This window comes from uncultured Sphingobacterium sp. (assembly GCF_964277905.1).
Lineage (GTDB): Bacteria > Bacteroidota > Bacteroidia > Sphingobacteriales > Sphingobacteriaceae > Sphingobacterium > Sphingobacterium siyangense.
This window is the reverse complement of record NZ_CAXYKD010000038.1, coordinates 171,456-185,855: the sequence shown is the minus strand read 5'-3', so window position 1 is coordinate 185,855 and position 14,400 is coordinate 171,456. Positions and strand designations below refer to the sequence as shown.

Annotated in this window: 8 protein-coding genes; all 8 read right to left on the bottom strand. The window is 43.3% G+C overall.

All coding sequences use genetic code 11. The features are described 5' to 3' along the window. Positions 1-4 precede the first annotated feature (4 nt). The 8 genes from ACHWSC_RS17630 to ACHWSC_RS17595 all read right to left on the bottom strand — a co-directional run bounded on the left by ACHWSC_RS17630 (position 5) and on the right by ACHWSC_RS17595 (position 14,376). Positions 5-1,024 carry a SusE domain-containing protein gene (locus ACHWSC_RS17630; protein ID WP_394677639.1) on the bottom strand — a complete coding sequence of 340 codons (1,020 nt, stop codon included), beginning with the start codon at positions 1,022-1,024 and terminating at the stop codon, positions 5-7. A gap of 214 nt (positions 1,025-1,238) precedes the next feature. Next, the gene (locus tag ACHWSC_RS17625; protein WP_120336586.1) at positions 1,239-2,834 is read right to left on the bottom strand and encodes a RagB/SusD family nutrient uptake outer membrane protein; all 1,596 of its coding nucleotides are present in this window, start codon (positions 2,832-2,834) and stop codon (positions 1,239-1,241) included. Positions 2,835-2,845: 11 nt separating this feature from the next. Continuing rightward, the gene (locus ACHWSC_RS17620; protein WP_394677638.1) at positions 2,846-5,815 is read right to left on the bottom strand and encodes a SusC/RagA family TonB-linked outer membrane protein; all 2,970 of its coding nucleotides are present in this window, start codon (positions 5,813-5,815) and stop codon (positions 2,846-2,848) included. Between the two features lie 11 nt (positions 5,816-5,826). Further along, positions 5,827-8,409: an alpha-amylase family glycosyl hydrolase gene (locus tag ACHWSC_RS17615; RefSeq protein ID WP_394677637.1), complete on the bottom strand. Its 2,583-nt coding sequence runs from the start codon at positions 8,407-8,409 to the stop codon at positions 5,827-5,829. Positions 8,410-8,604: 195 nt separating this feature from the next. Next, positions 8,605-9,615, bottom strand: a complete 1,011-nt coding sequence (locus ACHWSC_RS17610; RefSeq protein WP_394677636.1) for a LacI family DNA-binding transcriptional regulator — start codon at positions 9,613-9,615, stop codon at positions 8,605-8,607. A 538-nt stretch (positions 9,616-10,153) separates the two neighbouring features. Further along, positions 10,154-11,437: a Gfo/Idh/MocA family protein gene (locus ACHWSC_RS17605; RefSeq protein ID WP_120336590.1), complete on the bottom strand. Its 1,284-nt coding sequence runs from the start codon at positions 11,435-11,437 to the stop codon at positions 10,154-10,156. A 108-nt stretch (positions 11,438-11,545) separates the two neighbouring features. Next, complete coding sequence (locus ACHWSC_RS17600) at positions 11,546-13,387, bottom strand: alpha-L-fucosidase (protein WP_394677635.1); 1,842 nt, start codon at positions 13,385-13,387, stop codon at positions 11,546-11,548. A 53-nt stretch (positions 13,388-13,440) separates the two neighbouring features. Next, complete coding sequence (locus tag ACHWSC_RS17595) at positions 13,441-14,376, bottom strand: SGNH/GDSL hydrolase family protein (RefSeq protein ID WP_394677634.1); 936 nt, start codon at positions 14,374-14,376, stop codon at positions 13,441-13,443. Positions 14,377-14,400 lie beyond the last annotated feature (24 nt).

The window sequence follows — 14,400 nt, the reverse complement described above, 5'->3', positions numbered from 1 at the left end:
TTTTTTATTTCTTCGTCAACGTATATGTATTTGCATTGAAATCCACGACGATATCATAGGTACCGGCATTGGCAACCGCGATATTGGCCCCGCCGGCAATCAGACTGCCGTTAGCTCCGCCGAAATTCGTTCCCCAATCGTGGTTTTTACGGAATTTGATCTCGCCTGCAGTCAAGCTTACTGTGAGCTTCCATACCTGATTAGCATTGTCGAATTTCATATCCGTATCGGCATCCCAGCCCTTTGGCGTGGCGCTACCAATAATGCCCCAATTGTGATCTTTAAATGAAATGGTATTTGCCGTCGTATTGACTTCTATTTCCAGATTTCCTGCACGGAGAGCTTTTATATTTCCACCGCCATTAAAAGCGAGTTTACCATCTGCAGTCTGTCCATAGGAATTTGCCCAATTGCGCTCTGTCGTTATCTTAAATTCCGAATTCGCTTCCGGAAAGGAGATAATGCCCGTATAGATGCCGTTGCTTGTCGGGGAGACTATTGATTCAGCAGTAGCCGGATCCCATCCCTGATAAGCTCCCGGAACATACAAATAGCTGGTCGAAGCAAAAGGGATTGCTTTAAGACTGGCTAACGCAGAAAACACCACCGTAATTTTAGTATTGATACTCGACTTGAGGCGTACATCAAAGTCCGAAGCCGTTCCCGTCGGAACACCAAGAGAAAGTAAATAGCTGTTCAATTCATAACCTGTAAATCCAAGGCTTGTCCGGCCGTTGGGAATGACAACTTCTTTTACTGTTTTAAAATTGTCTCCTTTAAGTGCAAACTGCAGAACGTTGGTTACTGCGGCCTGAAAACCAAAGTCAGGCTGAATCATATTGAGGTGCAGTACCGTATCCTTTGCGTTATCTTTTGACAAGGTTACATTCGTTTTATCGAGGCTTAAAGTTGCTGGCTTTATGCTCTCCCCGCTAGCCAATATAGCGCGCGTCTCGTCTTTTTTACAACTTTGGAACGCCACTATAAATAGCAGCATGATTCCGATATAGTGTCTAATTTTCATCTGTTTAATTTTTGTTTTCAATAGCTGATGAAAGCCCGGGTAACTGACCATTCGCCAATGCGTCGAACAATAGATATTGCCCGGTTTCATCTGTCAACAATTGTCTTATTACAGGTAAGGCTACATTGACCGGAAGAGACTCACCGCATCAAAACGCTATAAGTATATATAGATTCCTTATCCATTCGAGTAAGCTCTTCCCGTCCCATGCTGATTAATTATAGCCTGGATTCTGTACAAGATTGGAGTTCGCAATAATATCCGAAGCAGGAAGTGGGAACAGCGTCCTATACCCGGCAACTGCCTGACCTGCAAGCACGCCACCTTTAAAAGGCCAGAGGTAATTATCACCCGTAAATTTGCCATAGCGGATTAAATCCGAACGTCTAAATCCTTCCCAGTATAATTCTTTCACACGCTCATTGAGAATATCATCCAAAGAGAGATTCGTTAAGTTCCCACTGTTGTTTCCATAGGCACGTACACGCAGTTTATTGACATAGTCCAGTGCTTTGGCCAAGCTGCCGCCAGAGCCGCCACGCAATGTCGCCTCAGCATAGATCAAGTTCATCTCTGCCAAACGGATCAACGGGAAATCCACCGAAGCAACGAAACCTTCAGCTGCCGGAGGAGCAGTTTTTCCGTCCTTGTTCACATTGCGGAATTTGGTCACCGCCAGCCCTTGCTTATAGACAGCGATATCCTCAATTTTCACGCTTGTATTTAAGTGAAACATTGCCCTCCTGTCCGTTGCTCCGGTGTAGTCACCGAAAATCGTTGCGATATTGTCACGTGTCCTATTTCCGGCCCAACCGCCGCCGGGTACACCGAAAGAAGTGGGATCCATGGTTGCGTCAATAGCTGCATTGATCAGATAAGTTGTACCACCCTTGCTCTGTGTTTTGGTTCCATCATAAGGCAGATAAAAAATAAATTCGGGATTGTTCACATCATTATCCGCGTAAAAGAGCTCCCGATAATTTGTCCCCAAACTATAGCCCGAGTTCAGTACTTTTTCTGCATATGTAATCGCTTCGGTATATTTCTTATTACCGGCACCCAGGTAAACTTCTGCGTTGAGGTATAAACGAGCTAACAGCCCCCATGCCGCAACTTGATCTACACGACCATATACATTCTGTTTGGCACCTTTTAGCTGGCCTGCAACTTCCAACAGCTCTTTCTCTACATAAGCAAAAAGTTCAGGTCGTTTGATCTGAGGCGGCGATACTTTTCCGACAGGAGTTTCTTCGGTTACAAATGGTGGATTTCCAAACAAATCAAGCAGCACCCAATAATTATAAGCACGTAAGAATCTTGCTTCGGCACGATAATAAGCGATTTCTTTTTTATCAGCATCAGAAATACCGCGTTCGGCCAATTTAGCATCTGTACTTTCTCTTAAAAATTCATTGACAAGTGTGGCACTATAGACACAGCGGGTATAAAGACCACGGAGCATGGGATTGCTATCGTCAAAATCAAGGTAATCCAGTCCGCTAATCCCCGAATCATTGAGCCAGGCACAGGCGGCCTCATCGGTCGTAAGTTCCTGTGCGTTCCAAAAGAGGCGTAAAAAATCCGATGTACCGGCATCCAATCCTCCCAGATCAGAGTTATTCGGCCCCGATGTACTGGTTAAGGTCAATGATCCATATAATCTTGCGAAAGATGAGGTATAGCCTTTAAAATCTTTGTAGGCTACATCTGCAGTTACGTCGTTGGTCGGTTTTAGATCCAAATCCTTATGGCAGCTGCTCAGTGCTATAGCCAGCAAGCATACACCTATATATTTATTTAATTTTTTCATTGTTATATCGTTTAAAAACTCACATTTACACCCAATACATAAGTCCTTGGCCTCGGATAAAAGCGATCGTCTATACCGTTCGATATCTCGGGGTCAACACCTTTATAATTGGTGATCGTAAATACATTTTGTACAGTTGCAGAAATCGACATTGAAGCGTTACTATTCCGGATAAATTTTCCAAGGTTATAACTCAGGTTGACATTATCCATTTTTAAAAAAGAAGCGTTCTTGATGTAGTAATCACTTCTTAGCTGTTTGAGCAGAAAATTGGTATTAAAAAAATCCACGGGTGCATTATTGATCACCAAAACGGCCTGATCGTTGATATTTGCCCCGCTTCCCAAATTAGAGGAAACATTGTCGTAGACATAATTATCCAGATTTGCGCGCAATACCGTTGTTGCCGACCATTTTTTGTAGCTATATGCCGCTGTAAAACCCAAAAGATATTTCGGTAACGGTGATTTATACAGATAGCGATCGTTATCGCTGATAACGCCATCTCCATTACGGTCAACATAGACACCTTCGACAGGATGCCCCTGTTCATCATATACCTGTTGGAAAACATTGAAACTGTTTGGCATGAAATTAACCTTATGCGCCTGTATATTTCCGCCTGTACCACCACGGATACCACCGGTCTCTACAATAAAGTTTGGATCATCACTCTGTGTCAGATTGGTTACTTTACTCTTATTATAAGTTAGGTTAAAACCGATGTCCAAGGTCGAATTATCCGTTTTTAGCGGGACGAAGTGTACATTAAACTCCAGCCCCTGGTTTTCCATGTTACCCACGTTGGTCAACAGGAAATTGCTAAAGTTAGAGCCTACAGGAACGGGAATCGTGCTGAGTAGGTCTTTGGTCTTTTTCGAATAATAATCCACGCTACCATAGACCCGATTGTTGTTAAAGCCAAAATCAACGCCGGCATTATAGGTTGTTGTATTTTCCCAACGAATGTCTTTATCGTAGGCCACAGGTGAATTTAAATAGTAGTATTCATCACCAAAGCGATACATCGACTCGTTGCCGCTGATGGTATAGTTAGGCAAATAAGAATAGTTGGCGATGCCATCTTGCTGTCCGGTTTTTCCATAACTTAGACGGAGCTTCAGTTCGGATACTGCAGCTATATCCTTTAAAAAGCCTTCATTTTTGGCGCGCCAGGTAAATCCGACAGAAGGAAAATATCCCCAACGGTTATCAGGACTAAAACGGGAAGAACCATCCGACCGCAAAGTTCCCGACAGAACATACCGGTTGTCATAGGTATAAATCAGACGACCATAATAAGAGATCAACAGATTTTCGGGTTTATCAAAAGGCCGAGTAGGTTCATTTAGGATCTTATCACCTTCCGCATTTGTACGGTTAAAATTATAAACCTTACTACTATTTTTATAGTAGCCATAGCCTAATGTCGCGTCTATCGTACTTTTGATTGTAGGTAATTCCTTATCATACTTTAAATAAAACTCCAGCGTTTTATTGTTGATATCGGTTTTATATTGGGTTCTTTCACCCCCTTCATTAAAATTACGTGCAGCTATCGCTGGTGTAAATGTGTTCCCTTTCGAACGCGCCAGATCGTATCCAACGTTTAAGTTGGCATGCAGCTCCGGCAGGAAATGAAAACTATAATCCACCTTTGCATTTCCGATACTTCTAAACACATCACCATTATCTTTGCGTAAATCCAACAAGGCTAAAGGATTTCGTGGTGCATTGGGATTAGGTTTCCCCCCTTGAATCCATTCATAATATCCGCCAAAACTATTTTTATCATCCACATAGACAGGTTGGGTCGGGTCGAACTGAATGGCTGCTCCGATTGCGTCTTGTGTCGCAAATTTCGATTTTGACCAGGTACCACGGACATTGACATCCAATGAAAGATGGTTATCCAGAAATTTTGGCGTTAATGCCAATGCAGCAGTAGTTCGTTTTAAGTTATCATTTTTCAATACCCCATCCTGGTTCATATAGCCCGCAGAGATACGGTAAGGCATATTGCCCGCTTTGGAAGCAATATTAACGTTATTATCCGTTGTAAATGCATTGCCATAAATCACATCCTGCCAGTCGGTATTTGCTGTTCCTAACAACTTTTTCATGGCATCACTACCATTTGTATTGACATAATCGCGGATTTGATCGGCGTTGAGCAACTTTACTTTATTGGCTACGGTAGCCAATGAATTCTGTGTAGAGAAGTTGATTTGTGTTCCTGAGCGACTGCCTTTTTTTGTCGTGATCAAAATAACCCCATTCGACGCCCGCGAACCATAGATGGCTGTTGCATTGGCATCTTTCAAGATTGTAAATGTCTCGATATCATTTGGGTTAATCAAACTTAATGGGTTAGCTACCCCAGATACAGAACCACCTGCCAATGGAATTCCATCTACGACAATTAACGGATCGTTACTGGCGTTCAATGAAGCTCCGGTACGGATACGGATGGTGCTTCCTGCACCCGGCTGCCCTCCACTTGTTGTAATCTGTACGCCTGGAACTTTCCCCATAATGAGTTGCTCCGGCGAGGAGATCTGTCCTTTTTGAAAATCTTTTGCAGATACTGTGCTGATTGAACCCGTCAGGTCACTTTTCTTTTGTGTACCATAACCAATCACCGCAACCTCTTCCAGTGCACTGGTATTGGATTTAAGGTAAAGGTTTAACGGATGCTGTCCATCGTTGACCTGGATCAAGGTATCCAGGGTCGCGTATCCGACCATACTTACTTTCAGACGTAATTTCCCTGTTTGTAGTCTATCCAAGCTAAAATCCCCATTCGCATTGGTAGACAGTGATTTTTGAATGTCCTCGAAGCGCAGTGTAGCACCGACCAAGGAACTCCCCTTCTGGTCCATTACTCGCCCTTTTAGCGTTGCCTGTTGCGCAAATGCCGAAGCACTTACACCGAGTAGCATGCTCAGAGCCCAAAATGGACGTGATAGCTGTTTGTTCATAAAATAACTGTTTATTTATTTAGTTTTGTTTTGCTTATCAATTGGTACTGCCCAGGGAGGAGACTCAATTTTGACTGGCCTGACCAATTGAGCTCTTTTCCCGTAAAATTATCGACCCACTGCCCCTGCAACGCTGCCGGCAAGGCAAAGTCCACACTTTCTACCCCAAAATTGCCAAGTACCCCTACTTGTTGTCCCTCCTTTTCGAGAACAAAATATTTAACGGCATCTTTCATAGCCGATGTGATAATCGTCCCGTTTTGGAAAATGCTATTTTGGGTTTTGAAACGTGTGAGTTTGGCATAGGTCTCAAAGAGCTTTTTGCGATCATCTTGTTGTAGATAGCTCCACAACAATGGTTTTTCGCCTGTGCGCCCATTTTCATCGATAGACACATCATAGCCGTATTCACCAAACTGCCAGATCATCTTAGGTCCGGGCGAAGCCAATAAAAACACGGCGGCCTGTTCCATACGTTTTAATGCGGTGCTGAGGTTCTTGATGTTATAGGTACCTGATGAATTGCCGTAATTCAGGCATTTGAACAGCAACCGCTGTTCATCATGGCTTTCCATATAAGACACAAACGAAGGTTGTGTCATGCCGTGGCTCGAAGGGAATAATCTGCCTAAATCCGAGCCGTTGTTGGCATTCCAGCCCATTGCCGCCTCATTGAAGACCCCATTCATGTTGTTCCATAGCAACATCCCCGATTGCGCAAGTTCGGCCTCTTCCTGATCTCCACCAAGATGTTCGAGAATAATATAACACGAGGGATCGATGCTGCGAATATGCTGCTGGTATTGCTTCAAGATAGCCACACGCGACGCATCGTAAGCATTCCATGCACTCAGATCACTTTCTGAGGTACCCGAATTTTTCTGTGTAAACCCTTTAGACAAGTCAAATCGGAACCCATCAATCTTGTACTCCTGCATCCAATAGGTCAAAACATCCTTGACAAAAGTCTGTGTATAACTACTTTCATGGTTAAAGTCGAAGCCAACATTGAACGGATGCTTAGCAACCGTATTGAACCAAGGGCTATTGCCAGCGACGTTGCCCCGCTCAAAATAAAGCTGTACTAGCGGGGATTGACCAAAAGCATGATTAAAAACAACATCCAAAATCACGGCAATACCATTTTCATGACACGCATCAACGTATGCTTTCAAGTCGTTTTTTAAGCCATAATATTTATCCAAAGCGCGGTGGAAAGAAGGATTATAACCCCAGGTCGAATTCCCCTCCGATTCCTGTACTGGCATAAGCTCGACCGCATTTACACCCAGTCTTTTTAAATAAGACAAAGAGTCTTTCAATGTGGTATATTGATGCTGTTTAACAAAATCACGGACCAAGAGTTCGTAAATAACTAAATCACCTTGAGCTGGTTTATTAAATAGCGTGGTTTTCCATGAGTAGGACTTGGCTGGGAGATCCAATACGCCAACTACTCCTTGCGCAGCAGCGGGATAAGCGGGCACAGCCGCCGCGGTCAGTCCGAGTGCCGCGTCGTTTTGCGGATCAAGAATCAGCTCAGCATAGGGGTCGGCGATATTCAGTTGACCGTCCACCAAAAACTGATAAGTCTGTTTTTTAGAGAAATCCAGATTCGATACGGTAACCCACCAGGTTTTTCCATCCGGTGTCTGGCTCATCGCATAGGCTGGTAACGCTTTATAGTTATTAAAATCGCCCAAGACATAAACACTCGTTTTTAATGGTGCTGTGAGCGCAAAACTGACCTCTCGTTTTTCCCTGTTTATGGTTGTTCCGTTTGGATTGATGCCTATCGGCAGTGCAGCGATGGTAGGTTTTGATTGCACAAATAACTGTGCTTTACTGAAATATATTTTGCCCCCGGCCTCAAGACGTGCTTCAAGCTCGTGCAGACCATTGCTCTGTAGGCTGAGCGATTTTTCTAATGACAGTCCAGCAGAAGATTCAGCAAGCAATAAACCATTGTCCCAGATACTGATTTTTCCGGACTGCGTTGCCTGTACTTTTAGCCTCAGATTATCTCCAACGGTGTACATCTGCTCCAGGGTAATTGGATCTGTGGGTTGCAGCGTAGGCGAAACAAAACGAATGGCCTGTGTATCGCTCGTTACAAGAGGAAGAAATAGATCTGAATTATTTTTGTTTCGTTGGACCAGCGACCCATCACCATTGCGGACTAAAAGTGCCATCTGACCAAATTCTCCACCATTAGTCAGGTTAAAAAATTTGGAGGGGGTAAATGTGAATGAATATAGACCAGCAGAAACAAATTTAAGTTTATAGGCATTGTCATTCTTTGACCAATCTGTTGCTACATGTTGCCAGCTGCCCCCATTGACAGGAATCAATCCGGCGTGTAGGTACAGGTCCGTAGTGCTACCTTTTAAAGCCGCATTTCCTTTCGAAAGATCAAATTGCAAGGTAATTTCCTGATCCCAATAGATAAATGGGGCGGAAAGATTGAGCAAACCAGATCCCTGCTGTTCAATAACAGGAGGTTGCTCGACATCCACGATATCTTTCTTATTTGCACATGATAATAGGACAATCACCCAGAGATACCCTATTAAACGAGAGATATGCTTCCCCATCGATAATTAGCTTTACTTGGAATCTGAAATTGGGAACGTTCCCGAAATCAAGGTAAAAAGAAATCGCTTGTGGCGATTTGCTGGATTTCCCTATCCAATATTTTATACAAATTGATTATTTAAATACCTCCGGGAATGTTCCCGAAAGTAATCAAAGCTAAATAATGGGATTACAAAAAACAAATATTTTTTTTCTTATTTCAGGCTAGATTTTTGAAAAATAAGCTGGGAATCAAGATAAACCGAATTAGCAAATTTACTATTTTCGGGGTCTTCCATCTTATCCAATAGGTATTTTGTTACTAATTGCCCCATTTCATAGGCTGGTTGTTTCACTACGCTCAGTGCCGGGTCAATCAGATCGGCGATATCCAAACAAGAAAAACAAATGATTTTAAGATCTTCAGGAATACGAATTGCGAGCTGCTTGGCGACTCGTATACTCGAAATAGCAAGACGTTCTACCGAGGCAAATATGGCATCGGGTTTCTCTTGCTCGATCAAGTCGGCAATATCTTTCATATTCTGATCAGCATCGTTGACCGTATCCAAAATAAGCGCTGGTCTGATCGGAATCCCCACTTCCTGCAGCGCCTTTTCGTAGCCATCTTTACGCACCTTACCGATGGAGACATTCGGATTAATCGCGAGGTAAGCGATCCGTTTACAGGCATTATCGATCAGGTGCTTGGTTGCCAGGTAAGCTGAATCAAAGTCATTACCCGTAATATACCCCCCCCTCCAATCGTCGTATGCACGGTCAAAAAACATGACCGGAATACCGCGCTCTGCCAAAAGTTGTAAATGCGAATGGTCTTTACCCTCACCCGAAGCCGAAATGATAACGCCATCCACCCGTCCGTTGGCTAGTGAACGTACGATTGAGGCTTCATTTTGCACCTGATGATCCGTCACATAAATTAAGGTATGATAGCCCTTGGAACGCGCCACAGCCTCAATTCCTTTGATGGCCTGCGAGAAAAACTTATTGCCAAATTCGGGAATAATAATCGCAATGGTCAGACTTTTATTTGCCTTTAGACTACTAGCATAAACATTTGGTGAAAAACCGATTTCTTCGGCCATAGCCAGAATCCGAGCTTTTGTCGTTGGATTAATGTCCACATTATCCCGAAATGCACGGGAAACGGTCGATTTTGACAAGCCGAGCTTTTTGGCCAGATCTACTATTGTTAATTGCGACATATCAAGATTCCCTTTGCTGTTCGAATGTAATAATTGTTGGATACAAATAAAGCAATTATCTATCCAGAATAGCAAATTTTCTTTTTGTCCTTTTTGTTTTAAATCAGCGGGCCATGTTTTTTTTATCTCCCGATAAGAAAAGCGATCTAGTGATCAAATCGTGTAAATGATCATTCCAATATGCTTGCTTTCATCCGTTTTCCGTTAACAGAAAAACTTGTTTTATATGGCCTTTTGTGTCTACAGCGCTAATGCTGTCTTCGGGTTGTCTTCGTATTGTGTTCGTACCACCTTCGGATGTGGAGAGTCTTGCTACGGCTCTTGATCGAAAGTTGAACAAGTAATTCCTGTTCAGGGTCCGATCAATATCTGTTCAGCACCTGTACAATATCTGTAGCCCATCCGAATAAGGTACGAAGCAGGTACGAAGCAGGTACGAATCTTTCCCCACTATTTGATCAAAAAATTGTGAGCAGGTGCTTAACAGGCTTAGCGTATTTTGCTAAGCCTGTTTATAATTAATCACCCAATTTCTTTACTAGAACTTTCTAAAATCCCATTCCCCGCGATAAGGGCGACTGCGCATGAGATTAGCATAGTCATTGTCGAACTGTTCTTTTTGTGGATTCCATTTTAAATCCTTTTGAAGTTCATACGCAATATTGATGGCATTGCACACTGAGCTCGTCCGGTGACCTATTTCAACATCACAGATAGGCTTACTTCTTTTTTTAATCGCATCAACCCAGTCCTGATAGTGATTATCACTATAATACAAACGACGATCAGAAGATGTCAGTTTAAGATTCGCCAAATTTTCCGGGTTCGAGCGGATAAATTCCCGGCTTACTTCAATCTTACCCTTTTCACCAATAAATTGGATCGCATTATGTACTCCCCACTGCACATGGTTTACCCGAACGCCATTGGCATAGCTAAACGAGAGTCCACTATTGCTATTGGCTTCCTTGGGTGGATTAAACTGAACAGGGCCCGATTCATCCATGCCCAAGGCCCATTGTACGATGTCAAACATATGTGCACCCCAATCGGTGATATAACCGCCACCAAAATCACGGTAACCACGCCACCAGGCCCATTTATCGTCTTCCAAAGGTGGGCTTAATATCGGATTATAACCCCGATATGGTGAAGGTCCTACCCACATATCCCAATCGAGATAATCGGGGGCTGGCATGGAGGGAAGATCACATTGTTTGACCGGTTCGCCCACAGAAACATTGATTTCCTTGATTTTGCCGATATAGCCATTGAGAACCAGTTCTGCTGCCTGTCTAAAATTATAGGAAGAACGCTGCATGCTGCCCGTCTGAAATACACGTTTATATTTTCGGGTTGCATCAACCATGGCACGACCTTCGGCAATGGTCAATGCAAGGGGTTTCTCACAATAAATATCTTTGCCAGCTTTAGCCGCATCAACTGCAATCTGCGCATGCCAATGATCGGGCGTAGCAATGACAACAGCATCAATATCTTTCCGATCCAATAGTTCCCGATAATGATGATAGGCCTTGATCTCGGTCTGTGCTTTTGACAATTCCGTTTGTTTTTTCGTTGTCGCAGCAATAAATGCGGCCAACTTATTACGGTCTACATCACAGGCAGCCAGACTTGCAATTTCCTTGCAGTGATTGAGGCCATTCATCAAGGTATAGGATTGTTTTCCGACACCAATAAATCCAAGATTGATACGATCACTTGGCGCAAGAAATCCATTGCCTCCCAACACAACGCGCGGGACAATTGTAAAAGCCAAAGAGGATACAATTCCCTTGGCTATAAATTCTCTTCTTTTCATTCTTTATGGATAGTTTATTTTTCTGCTCGTCTTTATTGGTACTTCTTCAGTCCTTGACGGCAAAATGGTTTATGTATGGATGATTTGTTCAGTTCTTCTTATAAAAGTTTATTCTTGAATCGGCACCAAAGTAATCGAAGCAATCTCGGGCAAAGTATCGCCTTCGATGGCTGTAGCCTGCAATATCACCTTCGTACTAGGCTCACCAATTACTTGCTGGGATACCTCAATGGTCCCCATAGCCACCTCCTTAAATTTAGCTTCTTTTTCAGCTACGAATGTCCACGGGAGCTGCTGTCCGAGCATCGAGAGCACAATCTTTCCGTGCTGCTTGCTATTCGCCAGATAATTGACGAGCACACGATACTTCCCTGGTTTTTGAATTTTGATATCCCAAAAAACTTTATCCGCAAGGTCTTTCCATTGACCAATGGCGTTCGGGCGATTGGGATCATGGGTATGTGCACCAATAATTTTTAATCCCTTTCCTTCCTGTAATTTTGCATTATTTGCGTTCATCACGATACGTCCATCTGCCTGTGTTTGGGTGAGGCTTTCCTCAACAATTGGTTTTCCCTGGATTTCGACCACAATAACCTTCGGTCCTTTCTTACTGTCGAAGATATCGACAGGAATTGCTGGTCTTCCATTTTCTAAAGTGGATTTTAACTTCATTTTAGGTGAAGCTAGAGCGTAGACAGCCGTCACTTTATTTTTGATGGGCAGATTTATTTTTCCATCGGCCGGACGATCAAAAACATGCAGGTACAGCTTCCCATTTTTTTGGGTACAATACCCCCAATCCAAGGCTTGGAAAGGGCTCGCGGTGGTACCGTAAATAGATTCGCCATTGACCTTCATCCATTCTCCGATTTGCTCCATAATCCGCACCGCAGGTTCAGGAATGGCTCCGTCACCATCGGGTCCGACATTTAACAGGAAATTGCCCCCTTTACTCACCGTTTCCACAAATAATTGCATGATCTTGGGAAAACTTTTCCAATTTTGATCATGGGCGCTATAGCCATAACTTTCATTCATAGTATGGCTTACCTCCCAGTACATGCCCGGCAAACCTGTTGGTGGAATATACTTTTCGGGAGTTCCGATATCTCCGTTCTTATTTTCGAGTCCGTTCCAAAATCGATTATTGATAATAATATTGGGCTGCCATTTGATCAGATCTGTCAAGATATGCTTTGTGCCCCAGGCTTCTCCCTCCTGCTGTTTGCTGCTGAAATCGGGCCACAGCATGTCCAGCCGCCCGTAATTTTGTGCAAGTTCTTTAATTTGGCCATAGAGATAAGCTTTGTAACGTTCATGATCTGGTTGATGCTTATCCACATTCGGGTTCAGCTGAAAGGCCTCATAAGAATCGGGATGTTGCCAATCCAGGAGCGAATAATAAGCTCCTACTTTCATTCCCTCCTGACGGAAAGCATCCATAATTTCGCGGTAAAGATCTCTTCCCTTCGGCGATAAATTTGCCGTACCCGTAACATCATTTTTCAAGGCATAAGGCTGTTGGCTATTGAACAGGCTAAAGCCTTCATGGTGTCGGGAAGTCAGCACCATATACTTCATTCCAGTTTTTTTCGCAAGGCGTGCCCAGGATTGTGGATCAAAAGAACCTAAAGTAAATTTTGGTTTCAGTACTTCAGCATACTGCTTACTGGGAATTTTCCCCCAGGTTTGTATCCATTCGGCATAATGCTGTGGATATTGTTTCCCTTCAAAAGAACCACCTGCTGCACTGTATAATCCCCAATGGATAAATAGCCCAAAACGGGCCTCTTTAAACCATTCCATGCGTTTATCTTGCGTCTCCTGCCAACCGGCAACACCTTCATAAGGTGGTGATTTGGTCTGTGAAATAGCAACATCGGTCATGCACAGCAACATTCCCACTGCTGCTGCACACTTCCACTTAAAAAAATTGATTTTCATCATGATATAGATTTATACATAAAAGTTCATTTATTCGGATTACAAGCTAGCACCGATCAGAAACCCAACGCTTGAATTTCATCTTGAATAGCATCATATGCTTTGCTCGTATCTTCTATTGGAATTCCCTTGGATAGTCCAGGTCGTTTATGACCTGTATAGGTTAGCCATGCGTCTTTCATCATCGTCTGCCTTTTCAAAACAAGCGTATATAACTGGCGAAGTTTTGGTTGACTGCGCAAATTGTCATCCCATGTACTTTCAATAGGGAAATCAGGCATCAGGTGCTGTAGAATTTCCTTTGCCATTAGCCAATGTCCCAGCTCTCCAGGGTGCACCCCATCTGCAGCCAGCTTAAACTGAGCGTCTTTCTCGATCCTAGCTTCCAAGTAGCGACGCATGGGAAAATGCAGGTCTATAATTTCCCAGGACTGCATTTTGGCATAGCCGATAAGCCATTCGGCATAACGATCCAATACGTTATTGTAGCCATTGAGCCGAAGCTGCGAATCATCATGCACTGGAGGTGTCATCCATAGGATGCGTTTGACGCCCTGATCGACCAAACGTTTGTGCAGACGGATAATTCCATTTTTATAGGCTTCAAAACGGATAGCATCAAAAGGGAGGTAAATGCCGTCATTCATACCGTAACAAACAAAAACCACCTCAGGTTTGATTTTATCAAGCACATTGTCCAGTCGGTCAAATAGACAGGGGCGTGGGAATTTTCCATCGGCATGATTCGGTTCACTGAGTCCAGAAACAGTCTCACTTGGTAACCCCGAATTAATAAACTGAGGTTTCCTTTTCGGGTGACTGCTCAGGAATAGGCTTTCGGTCATGGCGACATATTGCCCCGCATAAGTAATACTATTGCCTAAAAAAAGTACTTTTTGTCCATCGCTCCAGCCAAAACTATCAGCTTTTTTCTGCCCAACCGCTTGCAAATACCATAAACTTAAGCACAGCAATAATGACAAAAAGCGCATTTTTTTTGTATTTAATAATAGATT